The organism is Xanthomonas sp. NCPPB 3200 (assembly GCF_056393585.1).
Window position 1 is genome coordinate 4,703,728 of record NZ_CM150785.1, and the last position, 20,179, is coordinate 4,723,906.

The 20,179-nt window shown below is 63.2% G+C and carries 10 protein-coding genes; 2 read left to right on the forward strand and 8 right to left on the reverse strand.

Going from position 1 to position 20,179, the window contains the following annotated elements; translation table 11 throughout:
- Positions 1–123: 123 nt before the first annotated feature.
- From AC06DU_RS20350 to AC06DU_RS20370, 5 genes are all read right to left on the reverse strand, one after another.
- Positions 124–2,757 carry an RHS repeat domain-containing protein gene (locus AC06DU_RS20350; protein ID WP_478203097.1) on the reverse strand — a complete coding sequence of 878 codons (2,634 nt, stop codon included), beginning with the start codon at positions 2,755–2,757 and terminating at the stop codon, positions 124–126.
- Positions 2,758–2,862: 105 nt separating this feature from the next.
- The gene (locus AC06DU_RS20355) at positions 2,863–3,303 is read right to left on the reverse strand and encodes a hypothetical protein (RefSeq protein WP_478203098.1); all 441 of its coding nucleotides are present in this window, start codon (positions 3,301–3,303) and stop codon (positions 2,863–2,865) included.
- Between the two features lie 144 nt (positions 3,304–3,447).
- Positions 3,448–3,771: a hypothetical protein gene (locus AC06DU_RS20360; RefSeq protein WP_478203099.1), complete on the reverse strand. Its 324-nt coding sequence runs from the start codon at positions 3,769–3,771 to the stop codon at positions 3,448–3,450.
- Between the two features lie 209 nt (positions 3,772–3,980).
- Positions 3,981–7,841, reverse strand: coding sequence for a translocation/assembly module TamB domain-containing protein (locus AC06DU_RS20365; protein WP_478203100.1), 3,861 nt, complete (start codon positions 7,839–7,841; stop codon positions 3,981–3,983).
- Entirely contained in the window at positions 7,838–9,619 is a 1,782-nt protein-coding gene (locus AC06DU_RS20370) for an autotransporter assembly complex protein TamA (protein WP_016903873.1), read from the reverse strand. Before AC06DU_RS20370 ends, AC06DU_RS20365 begins: the two co-directional genes overlap by 4 nt.
- 239 nt (positions 9,620–9,858) lie before the next feature.
- On the opposite strand from AC06DU_RS20370, the gene AC06DU_RS20375 reads away from it, so the two are divergent.
- The gene (locus AC06DU_RS20375; protein WP_478204463.1) at positions 9,859–12,549 is read left to right on the forward strand and encodes a TonB-dependent receptor domain-containing protein; all 2,691 of its coding nucleotides are present in this window, start codon (positions 9,859–9,861) and stop codon (positions 12,547–12,549) included.
- A gap of 217 nt (positions 12,550–12,766) precedes the next feature.
- Here AC06DU_RS20375 and AC06DU_RS20380 read toward each other — a convergent pair whose 3' ends face one another.
- The 3 genes from AC06DU_RS20380 to glyQ form a co-directional block, all read right to left on the reverse strand.
- A complete protein-coding gene (locus AC06DU_RS20380; RefSeq protein ID WP_478203101.1) occupies positions 12,767–14,356 on the reverse strand; it encodes a tetratricopeptide repeat-containing sulfotransferase family protein in 1,590 nt (529 codons plus the stop codon).
- Positions 14,356–16,584, reverse strand: a complete 2,229-nt coding sequence (gene glyS / locus AC06DU_RS20385) for a glycine--tRNA ligase subunit beta (RefSeq protein ID WP_126965084.1) — start codon at positions 16,582–16,584, stop codon at positions 14,356–14,358. Before glyS ends, AC06DU_RS20380 begins: the two co-directional genes overlap by 1 nt.
- A 295-nt stretch (positions 16,585–16,879) precedes the next feature.
- The gene (glyQ, locus tag AC06DU_RS20390; RefSeq protein WP_039513568.1) at positions 16,880–17,788 is read right to left on the reverse strand and encodes a glycine--tRNA ligase subunit alpha; all 909 of its coding nucleotides are present in this window, start codon (positions 17,786–17,788) and stop codon (positions 16,880–16,882) included.
- Positions 17,789–17,878: 90 nt separating this feature from the next.
- Between glyQ and AC06DU_RS20395 the strand changes: the two genes are divergently transcribed.
- Entirely contained in the window at positions 17,879–19,693 is a 1,815-nt protein-coding gene (locus AC06DU_RS20395) for a GspE/PulE family protein (RefSeq protein ID WP_054591723.1), read from the forward strand.
- The last annotated feature ends 486 nt before the right edge of the window (positions 19,694–20,179 follow it).

Below are 20,179 nucleotides of genomic sequence, written 5' to 3' on the forward strand. Positions count from 1 at the left end.
TTCCCTTTGTTTACCCAGGCAGTCTTCAAATTGGTTGCGCTATCCACGCGTTCATCGACATATACATTAACCAGAAAAATTTCTCTAACTAACCGTATTTGCCTCGACCCTTTTTAAAGGCATTTAGTTAAGGAGGAGCTGATAGAGCAGCGGAACGATATCAACCGCAGAGCGCTTGATATGCGAAACTCCTGATACTGCGCTACAAACGCCATTCTGCATACAGCCAAGCACGCGGTATGAATATGTGCCTGAGGGACGTGATAGCGATGTCCAGGTAGTTTGATCACCCTCGTAAACTGACGTCCAGGTTAGCCCGTCGATACTCTCCTCAACCAAGTAGCGTACGCTCGCCGGACTAGAGCTCCAAGTCAAAGCATCCTTCGTCGAAGGTGCTTGACCAAACGTCCATTCAACTTCAGCCACATTGCTTCCGCCAAGCGTTATGTACTCAGTGGTTCTCGAGCGGCGCTGGTTTTTCTGAAAGCGCAGTACGCCCGCTTTGTCGTACATGGAGGCAACAGCACCTGATGACTGGGTTGCCAACGTGCGTCTGCCGTTGCCGTCGTATCGATATATCTCCTTATTCGTTGCGGCACGCAGTCGATTACCGAAGTCAAACGCGTATGTCTGCCCATTCTTGTTGATTAGGTTTCCCTGCATATCGTATGCAAGACCTACGACGGTACCTCCATTACAGCTGCCACCGGTTTTGATGTTCGTCAGATGCCAATATGGATCGTAGCAATACGAATGATCGCGGCCAGCTATCGCCACCTTCGTCAGATTATCCAGCGCGTCGTAGGCATAGACTGCATTGCCGAACATCGGAGAGGATGCCGACTTCAATCTGTCCAGTCCGTCGTATTCCATACTCCGATTTCCACGCCCATTACGCCCTGAAGCATTGTCAGTAATTGACTTGACATTGCCGTTCTGGTCATATGTGTAGCTATCACTTAGAACTGCAATCCCGCTATGCGTATCCTGGCTTGTACCGGGAAGTTGACGACGGTTCTGGGCCATCGTGTGCAAAATGCCGTTACCATACGTGAACTGCCGAATCGCGCCATTGGGGTAGTAGCTGACTGCGCTAGCATACGCACCCGCGCGAGTAGGCTGACCTAGTGCGTTGGGTGAATAATCGATAGTTTGACCTGTCGGATAGCGATGTGCAGCTAGATTTGCATTAGCGTCATAGATCGAACTCATTGCCCAGGTTTCGCCGTCCGCCTGTCCCTGACTTTCTCCGACTAGGAGACGTCGCCTGTTGTACGAATAGCTATTGTAGGTGGCGACACCGTTGTTCAATGTCGTGATTTGCTTGGTCAGGCCGTCTGGCCAGTAGATTAGGCGTTGATTACCATTGCCATCGGGAAAACTAAGTGATGCGATGCGATTTCGCGCATCGTAGCTTCGATCGACCCTGCGAGCGGCTATCGTTGCAGATGCGCCGTTCGTGTCGCAGCCGATGTCCATAGGCAGACCCGCAGCTGTCCACCGGACGTTGCCCGCACCATCGTAGCCCGTTAATGTAGCGCCTGTTTCCGGCTCGACAGAACGGCAAAGTTCCTGATTGCTGTTGTATGCATATGTACGGGTTAGTACCTGGCTCCAATCGCTGCTATGCCGTGTGATTGCAGTGGGTTTTCCGAAGATATCGCGCGATATCTCGGTAACGGCGCCTTCCGGATGCTGGATCCAGACCGGCTTGTCGTACGCCGGCTGATCGAAGACTTGATAGCCAGTCACAGTACTTTGCCCATTCGGGCTTGTTACTCGTGTCTGGTTACCGGGTAGATATTCGGTGCGTGTTACTAGTGCATCGCTGCCCAATTCGGTGTCTTGGCCGATCCAGATAGTTCGTCCTAACGCGTCGTATCCTGTCCATGTTCCTGTGGTCAACGCTTCGCTATTGCCAGGATAGGAGGTGAATGTCACACGCCCCTCGTGGTCGTATGTAAATTTCTGGAACCGTTGTGTACCAGCTTCATTGGCTGCATCAAATTCGCGCGTGAGTACAGGGCGCCAGAACGCATCAAAATATGTCAGCTTCCGATAGTTTCCAGTCACTATTGTTTGACGCCAGTGCCCTCCTGCAATTCCGAACTCTGCTCCAGGAACGAATTCGAACGCCTGCGACGTTAAGTTCCAAGCAGTGCTATCGCCTTCTGGATAGGAGATCCTCGCTAGCCTCCCCATCGCGTCGTAGCCATATGAGGTGGTGTAGCCATTTTCATCGGCGACTGCTGTTATCCAACCATTGTCGTCAACCGCCGCTGACTCGCTGGTGCCATCCGCGTAGCGAATCCATTGTGGGATGCCACGCTTCCATGTAGACAACGTTGTCGTATTGCCATTACCGTCGCTTGCCGTTGCAACGGTTCCATCTGGGTTGTAAGTCAACGTCTGCTGCAGTTTTCCGAAGACGCGAGTGGCTACCGGCTGAGCATTCGCTCCGTAGGTGACTTCCGATGTCGTGATGCCATCGACGACTACCTTCGACGTTTGCCCAAGCACCCATTTCGAGGTGTCGTCGTAGTACGACAGCGTCTCTGTCTTGGTATAAGTCTGAGCCTGCGCCGCTCCTGATAGGTACAGCAGTGACGCCAGAGATGCTGAAAGCTTCAATAGTTGTTGATGTTTCTTACTCATCTTGTCCTCGTGAGTTTTACTATTTTCTTCGTCAACCATAACCGCTGTGTGAGGCTTTTTTCTGGGATCTGATCTTGCGATAGGCATAGCAAGGTCGGTCATTCGTCTCAATCGGCCAAGCTATTGAATTGTCATCAACCTCTATCTTCACAAGCTGGCTAGATCACAGCACGAAGGCTCGCTACACGCGCAGATCCTGCCGCTAGATTAATCTTCGAGGTATAAGAATTTACCCTTACAAGATTGATCATTATCATCAACTATGATCGTTATCTTCTTTCCGGCGGTCATTGCCGCAATCAGGATGGCATAGATCGCCTTGTTGTTTTCGGTGTTTGAATTCGACCAGTACACTGGCTTCCCGGCAGGACATACGGCATTTCCTTCGGTCAGGATAAATGGAATTTGCGTTGGCATATAAGTCGCCTCGACCCGAACTACGCGTCCGGTGATGTACTGCAATGCAGCCACAGGACCCGATATCGCAAACACTCCCAAAACCACGGCTAGTCCTGCAAAAATCTTCATCATTTCCTCGTGATTATTTGATTGACCATATCTGCTTGCAGAACGTGCTGTAAGTCGCCATACATGCATTTGATAAGCAGTGGAAGCGGCCTTAAGACGATCGTAGTAGGTAGCTTTCAATATCTGTCTGCTTCAACTAGTTGAAGAAATCGCGTGCTAGCGACACTGTCGAAGTCGACTTGTATGAACCGTAAGAACCTACCGACCCGTGCTCTAGACAGTCCAATGGTTTGCGAGCTCCCGGAGACCATTTCGCAGACGCTGTTACTTTGCCAAACGCATCGCCAATATCTTGGTGCGCCCACCAAATCCACAGTCGCCTTTTTCTACAATCAGCTGCACATCAAGATCACGCGTATACGCTGTCAGAGCCATGGCAAGCAGCTCTTGGTATGCCGCATGGTTGCGATCGATAACGAAGTCGTTTGAACCAGCTGTGCAACCTGCGATCGATGCAGTGGAATGATGTAGGGCGATGCCCTCGCCATACCAGCCATTCTCTACGTAAGTGATTTTTCCGGGGCCGGTGCCCTCGGCGGCCATGGTCGCACCAGACAATGACGCCATCAGCGCCAGCAAGTACTGCAAGCACGACCTTTTACCGAGATGCACCTTAGCTTCCCTTGCTATCAGCTATAAAACGATATCAACGGCCACAAATAGCGCCACGCATGTGCGCAGGCTAGTTAGTAGTTACGTTCCCCTGGCACCTCTGCACGACAAGCAGAGCTAGCCACCCCGGCAGAATGAACAGCCGAGTCAGCTTTGTCAATATGTGATGAAGAGCAAGCGGCGAGTTACTTCTCCCGCCGCCAGTTCACCGAGCCCTTGGTCTCCACCGTGCTGGATTCGGCTTCGATGTCGAAGCCGCGGCTGAGCAGGTATTTGAGCGTCAAGACCGAGCCGCTGCCGACCATCGAGACGCCGTAGCCGACGTAGAGTTTCGGCGAGAGATACTTGCCAAAGCCCACCACCGAGCCGACGGTGCTGGATTCGCTCACCCCCGCTTCGTCCAGGCCGAGCTTGGCGCCAATCTGCGAGGCGATCAGGCTGCTGCCGGCCGACAGGGCGGCCGAAGCGGCGCTGACCTGCTGGGTTTCGTCGCTGCTGGCGGTGGACAGGCCACGGCCGAGCACCAGGTAAGACAGCGCTTCGGATTGCGACATCGCCGGTTCCGACCACACATCGGCGCGCGGTGATTCGGCACGGCCGCTGACGTCGATGCCGGCGGTGACATCGCCGACCTTGCGCTCGGCGCGCAGGCTCACGCGTGGGTCGGAGACGATGTTGTTGTTCCAGGTCAGCTGGCCACGGCTGATGGTCAGGTCCTGGCCGTAGGCCTTGTAGCGGCCGCGCACGTCCAGCCCGCCGTTGGCAGTCATTTCGCGGCCCGGGCGGGCGCGGATCTGCATCTGCCCGCTCAGCCCGCCCTTCAGGCCGAAGCCGCTCATGTTGACCTTGTCGCCAAGCACGATGGCCAGGTCCATATCCAGCGGCGAAGCGGGCGCTTCTTCCGGATCCACCGGGTCCAGCACCACCACGTCCTCGGATACCGAGGTGCCGCGATCCAGGCGTTCCAGGTCGATGTCGGCTTCGGGCACGGTGACCTTGCCACGCAGTTGCATGGTGTTGTCGGTGATGCCGAACTGCATGTCCGGGTTGGCGATGATGCGCAACTCGCTGGTGTTGTAGGCCAGCACGTTTTCGCCGCGGATATTCAGCAGCAACGGCGTGCTGGTGCCGAACCACGACAGCCCGCCATCGATGTTGAGCGTGCCCTGCCCCGACTTGGCAGAAGCAGTGATCTTGGCCGAGCCATCCGGCAATGCGTCGAAGCGGCCCTTGCCCTCGCTCAGGGTCAAACCCATCGACGGATATTCGGCAGTGAAATCGCTCAGGGTGGCATCGCCACCCAGCAACGGCTTGTCGCGAGTACCGCGCAGGCTCACATGACCTTCGACCAGACCCTTGGGCCGCACCACATCGGCCACCACCAGCTCCAGCCAGTACAGCCGCGACATATTGAGATACAGCTCGCCGTTGAGCGGCGCGTACGCATCCCAGCCGGTGTTGAACTTGGCATCGACAAAGCCGGCGCCCTGGAAGCCGATACCCAGCTTGGCCTGGATCTGCTGCGGGGTGAAATCGGCCTGCACGCTGAACTGGTCGTAGCGCAGCAACTCGCCGCGATTGGGGTTGCCGGCCACCGCCGCGTAGCGGGTTTCGCCCAGGCGGATGCCGCCTTCGGGCGAGGCGATGCGGAACGAGCCTTCCCAGGCATTGCCGCGCGGCTTGAAGCTGCCGTCCAGCGACAAATCGCCACGCAGATAGATCTGCCGCCCCTCCTGCTTGGGCAGCCACGGTTGCACCAGCGACAGCGGCAGTGCATCGCCGTGCACCACCATGCCCTCGCGCGGCCAGTTGGCGCTGGCGCACAGCGCGCCGCCGGTGGCCGCGCCCAGGCAGGTGTCTGACAGCGTAAACGCGGCGCCATCGGTGCTGAACTGCGCCGGCTGGCGCAACGCCCAGGCATCGCCCTTGGCCGGTGCGATCCGCAGCGTGGCGACCTGGCCCTGCCAACGCTCGCCATTGCGACGGACATCGCCCTGCAGCGCGACGTTGGCCATGCTGTTGGCGATATCGGCATCCAGGCGCAGCGCTTCCACCGCACCGCGTGCCTGCACGCGCACGCTGTCCAGCACCACGCCGGCTTCGATCGCGGTGCCCTGCAAGGCCAGCTGCCCGTCGCTGCCGCGCCACGGCAGACGCCCGCGCAAGCTGATGCTTTGCGCGCTGTAGTCGTTCCAGCGCAAGCCGTTGCCGACCAGGTCGGCAGTGATGTCGGGCGCGTCGCGACGGCCGCTGACCTGCAGCTGCCCGCGCATCGTGCCGGTGGCGCCGGGCAAGACATCGTCCAGCTGCAGCGGCTGCAGTTGCGCGGCGATATCCAGCTGGTCGCCGACCTTGCCCTTGGCAGTGATGCGGCTATTGCCCAGCGACAGCTGCAATTGGCCCTCGCCCTGTTCACCACGCAGGGCGAACTTGCCGTTGGCCGACAGCGCGCGTTGACGCAGCTGGCCGGTCAGGCTCGGGATATCGGCCGTGGCCTCGAAGCCCGGCGACACGCCACCGGCCGGTGCCGGCAACTGGCGGCCCTTGGAGGCGACCTTGCCGGAGAGATTGCCGTTCCAGCCCGGCGCGAAGTAGCCCGGATCGAACTTGGCCAGTTGGGCAGTGACATCCCACTGCAACTCCGGGGTCCAGCCCACCTCGCCGGTGAGATCCAGCGAGCCGCCCGGGGTCTTGGCCTGCACCTGCTTGAGCTGCGCACGTTGATCGTTGCCGCGGCTGTCGAACACCAGCGCGGCCTGCTGCCCGTCGCGCTCCAGCGTGGCGCGGCCGATCGCCGCCCACGCCTTCAGGTTACCGGCCACGCCCAGTCGCGCATCGACCAATTCCACCGGCACCACCGGCGCATCGGGGGTGGCCGGGTCCGGCGTCGGGGTGAAGCGCAGGCCGCTGGCGTTGACCGCAAAACGGAAACTCGGATTCTGCGTGTCGCGGAAATCGGCAGTCCCACGCAACTGCGCGCGGCCTTCGAAGGCATCGATCACCAACGGTTCGACGGTGATGACCTGGTCCAGCAGGCTGATGTGCGAGGGCTGCAAGGTGGCGCTCAGCTCGCCCTGCTTGACGCTGCCTTGCAGGTCGGCGTTCCCGCCCTTGCCGGAGGCCTGCAGGTTCAGCGCGATCGGTGTGGCCGGGGCGGCGTACTGCCCATTAGTGGCCGGCGTCAGCAGCGAGGTATCCAGCGCGTCGGTGACGGCCTTGAAGGCCCAGGTCGGATCGTCGCGCCCGGTGAACACCAGGCTGGCCTGCAGCAGTGCCGGCGCGCGGCCGGCGATGGCCACTTCCATCTTGTCCAGATCGCCGCGTGCGACCAGCCCCAGGCTGGCCGGGGTGCGCCCACGTGCGGCCGGCAGCACCGCGGTGGCGGTCAGGTCGGCGCGGTAATCGTCGTTGGGCACGTAGTCGCCGTGCAGGCGGAAGTCGCCCATGTCGGTATCGACCACCAGATTGCGCGTGCGCAATTCGCCGGTGGCCACTTCCAGTCCGCCCTGCACCTTGTGCAGGACGATCATCGGCTGCTGCAGCTGGGTGATGCGCAGATTCTCCACGGCGATCTTGTCGGCCTGGATCGCCAGCGGCACGTTGATCTGCGGCAGCGATTCGGGCCAGCTCGGCAGCGTGAACGGCTCCTCGCTCTTGCCCAGATTCAGGCTGGCATTGCTGACCTGCACCGCATCCAGTTGCAGCTTGCGCCCGAGCAACGGGCGCAGGTCCGGTTCCAGGTACACACGCTCGGCGGTGAAGTGGATGTCCTGATAACGGAAATCGACATCGCGCAGGGTCAGTGGGCCGGCCACCGGGCCCTCGACCTTGCCATAGGTAAAGGTGGCACCGACCGGCAGGCGCGCGGTCACCTGCGCCAGCAACACGTCGCGCCCGGCCACGGTCTGCAGCAGCCAGTACACCGCGATCAGCGCCAGCAACACCAGGCCCAGCACGGTCAGCCCCGAGCCCACCCAGAAGCGGCGGCGGCGGTAGAAACGCGCGCGGCGCGGTGCGGGGGGTGGCGTAGGGGTCGGCGTACTCACAGGTTGGCCCCGATATCGATATAGAGCTGGAACTGCGAGTCGGGGTCGTTCAGGCCATGCGCGATGTCCACGCGCACCGGGCCTACCGGCGAGCGCCAGCGCAGGCCGAAGCCGATACCGGTGTGCCAGTCGGGCGTGTCGTCGAAGGCGCTGCCGCTATCGACGAACACCGCGCCGCCCCAGGGGCCGCCCTTGAGGTAATGCTCGTATTCGGCACTGGCGGTGACCACGTTCTTGGCACCGAGCGCGAATTCGTCCGGCTTGGGCGTGCGCGGGCCCACTTCGCGGAAGGCATAGCCGCGGATGCTGTTGGCGCCGCCGGCAAAGAAGCGCAGGCTCGGCGGCATCGCCACCAGATCACTGGTCCAGGTGGTGCCGCCTTCGCCGCGCAGGATCACCCGGCCGTTGTCGCCGGCTCCCAGGAACCAGCGCAGCTGGCCGTAGAGCTGGCCGAAATTGGTATCCGAGCCGGCGCCTTCTGCACCGCCGCGGATGAATGCCTGTCCCGACACGCCACTGCGCGGGAACAGGCGGTCGTCGACATTGACGTAATTGACCTGCAACTGCGGATAGATCAGCGTGGAGGTCTCGTAGACCGCATCGGTGAAATCGCTGCCGCTGCTGAACCGCCAGCGCTCGCGCAAGGCGTTGATCGAGGCGATCGCACTCCAGCGCTCGTTGATCTGGCCGCTGCGGCTACCGGTGAGTTTGACGTTGCGCAGGTCGATGTATTCGGTCTGCTCGTCGTAGAGCCGCGCCGAGGCGGTGTACCAGCCATCCAGCCAGCGGAACGCCGGCACGCGGTAGCTGGTGGTCAGGCTCTTGCGGTTCTGCGCGTAATCCAGCTGCGTGTCCATCTTGTGGCCGCGCGAATTGACGTAGCGGCGCTCCACGCCGCCACGCACACCGGCGCCGCTCTCGCTGCCGTAGCTCAAGCCGGAGGTGTAGACGGTGCGCTTGGCGCGGGTGAGCTTCACATCCACCGGTACCCGGCCCTGGTCGTCGGCTTCTTCCGGCTTTGGCTGGATGTCGATGGTGCTGAAGTAATCCAGCTTGGTCAGCGACTCGCGCAGGCGATCCAGCTTGCCTTCGTGGTAGTAGCTGCCCTCGTCCCAATACACCAGCGGCTCGAACAGGCCGGGACGGAAGTAGTCGTAGTCGAAGCGCACCTTGCCCATGTCGTAGCGGCGGCCGCTGTCCCAGTTCAGATCGATATCGGCGGCGTGCTCGGCGCGCGTCACCGCGACGCGGCGCTGGGTGAAGTCGGCATCGAAGTAACCGCGCTCGGCCAGCCGGCGGGTGATGCGCACCTTGCTCGCTTCGTACTGCGGATGGCTGAAGACCTGGCCTTCGCGCGGTTCGAACTGCTTGAGATCCTGGCCCAGGTAACGGTCCTGCTCGGCCCAGCCGGTGATGGAGATATGCGACTGCCGCACGCGTACCGGTTCGCCGCGCTCCACGGTGATCACCACGGTCACCTTGTCGCCGGTGCGCGGCGCAGCCAGCTCGATGGTCGGCGAGTAATAGCCGAACGGTTCCAGTGCCTCGCGTGTCTGCCGTTCGGCCTGCGCCAGCAGATACTCCAGCCGCGACTCGCCCTGCTCCTTGCCGACGGCCTCATACAGAGACAGGGAGACCTCGATGTTCTCGATCATCTCGGCGTCGGCGTCGTCGTCCAAGCCCTTAATTTCGATCTTGTCGATGGTCGCCCGGGCAACCGCTTGCAGCGGAACGAACAGGGTGCACAGCAGGGAGAGAGCAAACGCGGCTTTAAGCATCGGCAAAGGATACCCAGCCTGGGCGTGAAGGGACAAAAAAACTGAAGAAACACGCCTATACGGCATCGGATAGAACTCGGTACAGTCGGTACGTTGTTAACGTTTCGTTGACACCCATTGCGTGCGGCCCCCCGATTACCGCGCGCCCGTTCATACCTTTGGAGAGAGAGGTGCGTTTCATGAAACGTCATTTGCTGGTCACCGCCGTGTGCACCGCCCTGACCATGCCATCGCTTGCGATGGCACAGGATTCAGGTGAAGTGACTCAACTGGACAAGGTCACGGTGACAGGGTCGTTGATTCCCCGGTCCCAGGTCGAAACCGCGACCCCGGTGTTTTCGATCACCGCTCAGGACATCCAGCGCCGCGGCTTCAAGGACGTCTACGACGTGCTGCGCTCGCAACCGATGGCCACCGGCTCGGTCCAGGACGGTCAGTTCAGTGGCGGCTTCACTGCCGGCGCCAAATCGCTGAGCCTGCTCGGCCTGGACCCCGGCTTCACCCTGGTGCTGATCGACGGCCGGCCGATGGCCGATTACCCACTGCTCTACAACGGCCAGAGCAATTTCGTCGACCTGGCCAGCGTGCCGGTGGGCATGGTCGAACGCATCGACGTGGCGCCGGGCAACCAGTCCTCGATCTACGGCTCCAGCGCCATTGCCGGCGTGGTCAACATCATCCTGAAGAAGCGCATGGACGGCGTGCAGATGAATTACCGCATGGGCACCTACGACGGGGGTGGCGGCAACAACCAGCGCTTCCAGCTCACCGGTGGCAACGAAATCGGTGGCGCCAACATCGTGTGGGGCCTGCAGCTCAACAATCAGGATCCGATCTACGGCTACCAGCGCCGCGATTTCGATTCCACCAGCGACAATCCTGACCCGACCCTGCGTTACGGCTCACGCATTGCCTTGCATAACCTGCCCACCACCTATCTCGATCCGGGCGCCGAAAATTGCGCTGCATTGGGACCGCTGTTCAATGGCTCGGTGCAGTACGACAACCGCGCCAACCGCGGCAACTTCTGCAGCAGCCGCACCGAGCCGGGCTACGCCAGCATCCTCAACAAGGAACGCAGCGCCAGCGGCTATGCCAACCTGAGCTATGCCTTCAACGACAACGTCGAGCTGTACTCGACCCTGCTGCTCAATCGCACCAAGGTCGAGGTCAATAGTGGCTCCCGCTTCTGGCAGACATCCTCCGATACCGGTGGTTTTTTCTACAATCAGGACAGCCAGCAGCTCGAAAGCTATCAACGCATCTTTGCGCCGGAGGAAACCGGCAATCAAAACTTCAACAACGACCGCCAGACTGCCGACTCCTACAACATCGCGCTTGGCCTGAAAGGCGGCCTGGGTGCCAGCAACTGGACCTACGATGCCTACTACGCACGCTCGGAATATCGCATCGAAAGCCGTCAGCAGTGGCCGCTGGCCGACCGCATCGAAGATTTCTTCCGCGAACAGTTCCTTGGCGCTCCGCAGGGCGAGTACTACGGCTACCCGATCTATTCACCCAACGATGCCAACTTCTATCGCGCCTTGACGCCGGCGCAGTACCGCAGCTTCAACGACGAAATCCGCACCAAGTCCCGGACCTGGACCCAGAACGTCAACCTGCAGCTGACCAACACCGAGTTGTTCAACCTGCCGGCCGGTGCGGTCGGCGTCGCCGGTGTGGTGCAGGCCGGTAATCAGTACTGGACCAACCCGACCGACCAACGCGTGATCGCTGGCGACTTCTACCAGCTGACCGGCACCCAGGGCAGCGGCAAGCGCGAGAACTGGGCGGCGGCCTTCGAAATGCGGGTGCCGATCCTGAGCACCTTGACCGCCAATCTGTCGGGCCGCTACGACGACTACAAGAACCAGGGCGGCGGCGGCGATTCCAAGTTCACTTACAAGGCCGCGCTGGAATTCCGTCCGATCGATTCGCTGCTGTTCCGCGGCAACTACGCCACCGCGTTCAAGGCACCGGACATGGCGTTTTCCTTCGCTGGCGACAGCGGCTTCTTCCAGGGCGTCAACGATTACTACCGTTGCGCACTCGAAGAACCCAACGTGCCGATCGCCGACTGCACCTATGGCGGCACCAGCATCCAGGGCCGTCGGTCCGGCAATGCGGATCTGAAGTCGATCACCGCAAAGTCCTGGGGTGCCGGCGTGGTGTGGTCGCCGAGCGCAAGCTTCAGCGTCAACGCCGATTACTACAACATCAAGATCGATGACAAGGTCAGCGACCTGAGCACCGATGCCCTGCTGCAGAACGAATCGGCCTGCCGGCTCGGCGCCCTGGATATCAACTCGCCGACCTGCGTCGACGCGCTGTCGCGCATCGATCGCACGGCCGCCGATGCGCCGGTACCCAATCGCCTGAGCAACATCCGCATCAACCCGGTCAATATTTCCAACGAGGAAATCTCCGGCGTGCTGACCAAGGCGACCTACAACCTGGCTACCGACTCCTGGGGCCTGTTCGTGTTCGACGCGCAATACAACCTCACGCTCAAGCATGAAAGTCAGCAGTTCCCGCAAGACCCGGTGCGCGACCTGCTGAGCGAGCCGTTCTTCTCCTCCGAGTTCCGCAGCATTACCAATGCCTCGATCACCTGGCAGAAGGATGCGTGGACCACCACCTTGTTCGGCCAGCGTTACGGACGTACGCCCAACTTCACCGCACAGCAAAGCACCGATGGCTATGCGGTGGAAGGCGCACGCAAGGTCGGTGCGTGGACCACGCTCAATGCCACGCTGGACTATGCGGTCAACGACGACATCTCGCTGACCGCCACGGTCAACAACCTGGCCGACACCCGGCCGCCGCGCGATCGCACCTACAGCAGCTATCCGTACTACAACATCTTCAACTACACCGGTTACGGACGTTCCTACATGCTGGAGCTCAACTGGCGTTTCGGCGCGCACTGAGTCAGCAAAGGCGGTATCTGCCGACGGCAGCCATGGGGCTGCCGTTGGTCTTTTTAGGGCAAGTGGTTTCGACGCGAGCGCTCGGGATCGCCGCTGCCGCGAGTGGGCGAACTTGGAGTGGCCAGACACGACGAGGCTGGCGACACGCAGGCGTTTTCGATTGCGGGCATAGCGCATACATCGCGGCGGCGTCTCCGCGTCGTTTCGCTGGCCGTTGTCAGCGTGCGTCGGTCTGGATCAGGCCGGCATGCAACAAGGCCTGCCGCAGCGGCTCCAGCTGCGTGGCGTAGCGCCGCCATTCTTCGACGTTGCGCCCATGCACGCCTTCGCGCACCTGCACGCTGCTCAGCGTGGCCGACGCGGCCGCATTGCGGGTGATATCGACCTGCCCGGGCTCGATCTGCAGCCCACAGCGCGTCATCAACTGCTGCAATACCGCGGATGGATCGCGCACCATCTGCGCATAGTCCACATCGATCACCCGGCCCGGCAATGCCGCGCGCCATCGCGCCATCAGTGCGTGATACGCCTGATAGTGGCGCGCCAGCGTACGCAGGTCGTAGCTGTAGGCGTAGGAGTCGCCGAACAGCGCGCGGTAATTGGAGAAGCACACCGCCATCGGCTCGCGTACCAAATGCACGATCAATGCCCCCGGCAAGGCGCGCGCGATCGCGCCGATCGCCACTGCATTGGCCGGTAACTTGTCGATGTACCAGCGTGCCGATCCGGCTCGCCATTGCGTCTGTTCCAGGTAACGCGCGCCGATCTGCGCGTAGTCCAGCGTCGGCAAGGCCTGCAGCAGGCGCGCATCCAGCAGGCTGCGACCGGCCTGGTCGGTGCCCCAGCGCAGTTGATGGCCGAAGTCGTTCAACTCGCCAGCCGACACGATCTGGGAATGGTTGCCCAGCATCCGCTCCAGCACCGTGGTGCCCGAGCGCGGCAAACCGAGCACGAAGATCGGTTGCGGGCCGTGTGCGACGGGGGCTTGCTGCGCGGCGAACAGGCCCTGATCGGCCAACGCACCCAGCTGCGCGTACAACGCCGCCTCGGCCTCGGCGTCATGACGCAGGCGTGCATGCATCACCGCGTTGCCGTGCTGTAGCGCGTCCCAGGCGGCCTCGGTCTGGCCGAGGTCTTCCAGCTCCTTGTACAGCGCGAACGCCAGCCCGGCGCGATCTTCGCTGTCGGGCTTGGCGAGCTGCAACTGTTGACGCAGTTGTTCCACATGGTTGCTGCTGGCGCTCTGCCGGCGCAGGCGCGCACGCGTCAACGCCGCGCGGCCATAGCCGGGCGTGTGCGCCAGCGCATGCTCCAGCGCCTGCGCCGCTTCATCGAGGCGACCATTGAACTGCAACTGCACCGCTAGAAAAAACCGGAAATCCGGTCCATCGAATCCGCAGGCCTGCGCGCGCTGCATCATCGCCAGTGCGTCGACATGTTCGCCCAGCGATTGATGCACGTGCGCGAGCAAGGCCAAGGTCGCGCCGTCCTGGCACCGCATCACCGACGGGTGCCGCAGCAAGGCATGCAGTGCGCGATGCTCGCCGACCCGCAACAAGGCCTGCGCCACGCGGCAACGCATCGCCACGTCGTCGCCCAGATCGCCTGCGGCCAGCCGCAGCTGCACAACCGCCTCGCGCATCCTGCCGTTGGCCAGCACGGTGCCGGCCAGCAGCACGCGGGCCGACACATGCGCCGGCTCCACCTCCAGCAGCGCCTGCAACGCAGACGCCGCCACAGCCAGGTCGCGGCGTGCCAACGCGGCCTGCGCGGTCTGCCAGTGCACCGCGCCGGCGGACGCAGCCATCAGCTGGACAGATGCTCGATGGCGGCGACGCTGCCGAGGCGGTCGCCGAGCTTCTTCAGCAGGGCCAGACGATTGGCGCGCAATTGCGCGTCTTCGGCGTTGACCATCACCCCGTCAAAGAACGCGTCCACCTGCGGGCGCAACCGCGCCAGGCGTGCGAGCACGGCGACGTAGTCGTGCCGGTGCAGCGCATCGCCGGTATCGCCGATGGCCGCTTCCACCGCTTCGGCCAGGGCTTCTTCGGCCGGTTCGCGCAGCAGCGTGGTGTCGATGTCGCCGGGGATCTCGCCCTCGACCTTGCGCAAGATGTTGCGGATGCGCTTGTTGGCTGCGGCCAGGGCTTCGGCTTCAGGCAGCGTGGCGAAGATGCCGATCGCATCGATGCGGCGGTCGAAGTCGTAGAGGGAGCCGTGGGTCGCGCCCAGGTGCGCTTCTACGAGCCCTGTAGGAGCGCCCTCGGGCGCGACCGAGAACAGTGCGGCGACCGCGTTGAAGTGGGTGGCAGGAACGCCCTTGTCTGCGTAGTAGCCGCGTAGGCGGTCGAGGATGAAGTCGAAGAGCTCAGCCAATTCTTCCAAATGCAGCGATCGCTGATTCGCATGTGACGTGGGGGCATCTACACCTGACGCACGTGCTTTGTCTGCAACATCTTTTTTCTGCCGCAGCACAACCTCAGACATCGACTGTTTTGCAGAGCTGTAGGCGTGATAGAGCAGATCCTTGAGGTCCAGATCAAACCCACTCTCAATCACCGTCCGCGCCAGCCCCAGGGCATTGCGCCGCAGCGCGAACGGGTCCTTGTTGCCGGTCGGCTTCAAACCGGCCGCAAAGCCACCAGCCAAGGTATCCAGCCGTTCGGCAATCGCCAGCACCTTGCCCAGCGGCGACAGTGCGATGTCGTCGCCGGCAAAACGCGGCTGGTAGGCCTCGTCGATGGCCAGCGAAATCTCGCTCGGTTCACCGGCGGCCTTGGCGTAATGACGCCCGGCAATGCCCTGCAGCTCCGGGAATTCGTTGACCATGCGCGATTGCAAGTCGTTCTTGGCCAGCTGCGCAGCGCGACGCGCCTGCGCCGGATCGGCGCCCACCTGCGGCGCGATCGCCTCGGCCAGCGCCGCCACACGCGCCACCTTGTCGGCCACCGTGCCCAGCTTGGCCTGATACGTGACGCTGGCCAGACCCGCGCCCATCGCCTCCAGGCCCTGCTTGAGGTCTTCGTCGAAGAAGAACTTGGCATCGGCAAAGCGCGGACGGATCACCCGCTCGTAGCCCTTGGCGACTTCGGCTACGTCCTTGGAGACGATATTGGCGATGCCGATGAACTGCTCGGTCAACTTGCCGCCGTCGTCCAGCACCGGGAAGAATTTCTGGTTGATCTCCATGGTTTCGATCAGCGCTTCCTGCGGCACCGCCAGGAAGTCGCGCTCGAAGCTGCACAGCACCGCCGACGGCCATTCGACCAGGTTGACCACCTGCTCCAGGTTGTCGTCGCTGATGCGTGCGCTGCCGCCGGCCTGCCTGGCGGCGGCTTCGACCTCTTCGACGATGCGCGCACGGCGTGCGTCCGCATCCACCAGCACATGCGCCGCGCGCAAGGCCTCGACGTAGTCGCCCGGTGCCGCCAGCGATACCTCGCCCTGATGCATGAAGCGGTGCCCGCGGCTGAGGCGATCGCCACGCACGCCCAGCAGCTCGGCCGGAACCACGCTGTCGCCGAACAGCAGCACCAGCCACTGCACCGGCCGTGCGAAGGCGTATTCGTGCGCGCCCCAGCGCATCGGCTTGGGGATCGGCATCGCGGCGATCGCCTCGCGCAGGATGTCGGGCAGCAGGTCGGCGGTGCGCGCGCCCGGCGTCACCGCGCGGTGCACGAAGCGCTCGCCCTTGGCGTCGCTGGTGCGCTCCAGCGCGGTCCAGTCGATCCCGGCCTTGGCGGCGAAACCGGCCAGCGCCTTGGTCGGCTTGCCCTCGGCATCCAGCGCGATGTTGAGATACGGGCCCAGCACTTCGGAGCGCTGCTCGGGCTGCTCGGTGGCCACGCCCGGCAGCAGCACCGCCAGGCGGCGTGGTGTGGACAGCGGCTTGGCATCACCCCGGGTGACCGCGACGCCGCGCTTTTCCAGACCGTGCAGCACGCCATCGAAGAAAGCCTGCGCCAGACCCGGCAGCGCCTTGACCGGCAGCTCTTCGGTGCCCAGTTCGATCAGCAGGGGAAGTTGTTCGCTCATAAGACGTGGACCTTTACGTGTTCCCTTCTCCGGTCGGGAGAAGGTGCCCCGAAGGGGCGGATGAGGGTACGGGCGAAGCTCTGTGGAGTTTGGGTGCAGGAGGGCCACACCTCGTCCCCTCACCCCAACCCCTCTCCCGTGGGGAGAGAAGCTTGCGTGTTCCTTCTCCCGTCGGGAGAAGGTGCCTCGAAGAGGCGGATGAGGGGACCGGCGAAGCTCTGTGGAGTCTGGGTGCAGGAGGACTGCGCCTCCGTCCCCTCACCCCAACCCCTCTCCCGGGGGAGAGAGGCTTTGGTTACTTCTTCACTCCGGGAAAGCCCAGCTTCTCGCGTTGTGCGTAATACGCCTGCGCCACGCCCTGCGCCAGCGCGCGCACGCGCAGGATGTAGCGCTGGCGTTCGGTCACGCTGATCGCGCGGCGCGCATCCAGCAGGTTGAACGCATGGCTGGCTTTGGTGACCTGCTCGTAGGCCGGCAGCGGCAGGCCGACCTCGACCAGGTGCCTGGCTTCGGCTTCGCAGGCGTCGAAGCGATGGAACAGCTCGGCCACGTTGGCATGCTCGAAGTTGTAGGCGCTCTGCTCCACCTCGTTCTGGTGGTAGACATCGCCGTAGCTCACCGGTGTGCCGTCCGGGCCGTAGGTCCACACCAGGTCGTAGACGTTGTCGCAGCTCTGCAGGTACATGCACAGCCGTTCCAGCCCGTAGGTGATCTCGCCCAGCACCGGCTTGCACTCCAGTCCGCCGGCCTGCTGGAAGTAGGTGAACTGGGTGACTTCCATACCGTTGAGCCAGACCTCCCAGCCCAGGCCCCAGGCGCCGAGCGTCGGCGATTCCCAGTTGTCCTCGACAAAGCGCAGGTCGTGCACCAGCGGATCGATACCCAGGGCCTTGAGCGACCCCAGGTACAGGTCCTGGATGTTGTCCGGGTTGGGCTTCATCGCCACCTGGTACTGGTAGTAGCGCTGCAGGCGGTTGGGGTTTTCGCCGTAGCGACCATCGGTGGGGCGGCGCGAGGGCTGCACGTAGGCCGCATTCCACGGCTCCGGTCCCAGCGCGCGCAGGAAGGTGGCCGGATGGAACGTGCCTGCGCCCACTTCCAGGTCCAGCGGCTGGATCAGCACACAGCCTTGCTCGGCCCAGTACTGGTTGAGGGTCTGGATCAGGCCCTGGAAAGTGATCGGAACGCGCCGGGAATCGGACATGCAGCAAAGGCCGTGCGGAAGGGGTGCGCTAGTATACCGGCCGACCCGCAGCGCTTTGCCGCGGAGCACCGCCGCAGGGGAACATCGAACATGGAACAGCGGCGTACGGCCGATCCAGACAGCGCAGCGGCGATCCTGCCGCGCGGCCGGTTGATGTTCGACCCGGTGGCTGCCGCGTTGCTCGCCGATGGCATGGTGGTGCCGCACGAACACGAGCGCGTGCAGTTCTCCGCCGCCGGCGTACGCAATGCCAGCGAGGTGCATCCGCTGGTGCTGCTGGCCAATCTCAAGCTGCATGCCGCGCAGCCGCCGGCCGGCGAACTCGGGCTGGAACGGCTGACCGAATGGCTGGCCACCCGCACCGGCCTGCGTTATCTGCGCATCGATCCCACCCGCATCGATGTGGCCGCGGTCACCGGTGTGGTCTCGCATGCGTATGCGCGCCGCCACCGCATCCTGCCGCTGGCGCTGGACGCCGAGCGCGTGCTGATCGCCACCAGCGAGCCGCTGGCGCTGGAATGGCTGGCCGACGTGCAGCATCTGAGCCGGCGTCGCATCGAGCTGGCGCTGATCAACCCGCTGGACCTGCATCGCTACACGATGGAGTTCTTCGGCGTGACCCAGTCGGTGCGCGGCGCGCGCGGCGATGTGCGCAGCGCCGAACCGGGTGCCGGCCTGCCCAGTTTCGAGCAGCTGGTGGAACTGGGCCGCGCCGGCGACGTCAATGCCGACGACCACCACATCGTGCATATCGTCGACTGGCTGCTGCAGTACGCCTACGAACAGCGGGCCAGCGACATCCATCTGGAGCCGCGTCGCGAGGCAGGGCGCATGCGCTTCCGCATCGACGGGGTGCTGCACAAGGTGCTGGAAGTACCACCGTCGGTGATGACCGCGGTGGTCAGCCGCATCAAGGTGCTCGGCCGCATGGACCTGGCCGAACGCCGCCGCCCGCAGGATGGCCGCATCAAGACCCGGTCGCCGGGTGGGCGCGAGGTGGAAATGCGCCTGTCCACGATGCCCACCGCGTTCGGCGAGAAGTGCGTGATGCGCATCTTCGACCCGGATTCGGCGTTCAAGAGCATCGAGCAGCTCGGCTTCAGCCCGGAAGAGGCCGCCGGCTGGAGCGCGCTGGTCGAGCGCCCGCACGGCATCGTGCTGGTCACCGGCCCGACCGGCTCGGGCAAGACCACCACGCTGTATTCCACGCTCAAGCGCCTGGCCACGCCGGACGTGAACGTATGCAGCGTGGAAGACCCAATCGAAATGATCGCGCCCGAGTTCAACCAGATGCAGGTGCAGCAGAACATCGACCTGGATTTCGCCAGCGGCGTGCGCACGCTGCTGCGCCAGGACCCGGACATCATCATGATCGGCGAAATCCGCGACCTGGAGACCGCGCAGATGGCAGTGCAGGCCTCGCTGACCGGGCATCTGGTGCTGTCGACGCTGCACACCAACGACGCCGCCTCGGCGATCACCCGCCTGCTGGACCTGGGCGTGCCGCATTACCTGGTGGCGTCCACGCTCAACGGCGTGCTGGCGCAGCGGCTGGTGCGCACCCTGTGCGTGCACTGCAAGCGCCCGCATACGCTCAGCGACGACGAGTGGGCGGCGATCCGCGAGCCGGGCGAAGCACTGCCGCAGGTGCTGAACGTACACGCGCCGGTCGGCTGCCTGGAATGCCGCCGCACCGGTTACCTGGGCCGTGTCGGCCTGTACGAGTTGCTGCCGGTGAGCCCGCGCCTGCGCAGCCTGATCCGCGCCGACACCGACCTGGCCAGCTTCAGCCACGCCGCGCGTGGCGAGGGCCTGCGCACGCTGCGGCGCACCGGCCTGGAGAAGGTCGCCGCCGGGCTGACCACGGTGGAAGAGGTGTTGTCGGTGTTGCCGCCGCGGGACTAGGCGGATCGCCTGGGACGTGCACGGTTATCGGCCCAGGCGACCCTCACCCCAACCCCCGCTCCGCACCCGGCCCGCGTTTGCGCCACTGGCGCTCCAAGGCACGCGCGCCAGTGGCGCGCAAGCCATGCCCTCTCGCTCGGCGGGAGAGGGGGGCTCGCTCCGTTCTTCCACCGTTTGCTCCCTTCTCCCACCGGGAGAAGCTGCCCGAAGGGCGGATGAGGGTAAGTGGGCACGCACATTGCGCCATTGGCAGGGGCTCGGTCTCACCATTGACCAGGTACACGGCACGGCCGAGTACAACCAGATCGGCGGCGCACGATCACCGCGGCAACCGAGTCGGCAACCGACGTGGCAGAAACCATCTCAGCCATCACTGCTCTTACATCCACACAGCGCAAGTAACCAGCGCCCCGCCCCCCAGCCATCAGCACATAGCCATCCGGAATAACCTTAGCTGCATGCGTTGGCACGCCACTTGAAAAAAAC

What these genes read in the sequence shown, in the direction of transcription:
- AC06DU_RS20350 (WP_478203097.1), bottom strand. Translation starts at nt 2,757, where the DNA reads ATGACCGACCTTGCTATGCCTATCGCAAGATCAGATCCCAGAAAAAAG.
- AC06DU_RS20370 (WP_016903873.1), bottom strand. Translation starts at nt 9,619, where the DNA reads ATGCTTAAAGCCGCGTTTGCTCTCTCCCTGCTGTGCACCCTGTTCGTT.
- AC06DU_RS20375 (WP_478204463.1), top strand. Translation starts at nt 9,859, where the DNA reads ATGGCACAGGATTCAGGTGAAGTGACTCAACTGGACAAGGTCACGGTG.
- AC06DU_RS20380 (WP_478203101.1), bottom strand. Translation starts at nt 14,356, where the DNA reads ATGGCTGCGTCCGCCGGCGCGGTGCACTGGCAGACCGCGCAGGCCGCG.
- glyS (WP_126965084.1), bottom strand. Translation starts at nt 16,584, where the DNA reads ATGAGCGAACAACTTCCCCTGCTGATCGAACTGGGCACCGAAGAGCTG.
- glyQ (WP_039513568.1), bottom strand. Translation starts at nt 17,788, where the DNA reads ATGTCCGATTCCCGGCGCGTTCCGATCACTTTCCAGGGCCTGATCCAG.
- AC06DU_RS20395 (WP_054591723.1), top strand. Translation starts at nt 17,879, where the DNA reads ATGGAACAGCGGCGTACGGCCGATCCAGACAGCGCAGCGGCGATCCTG.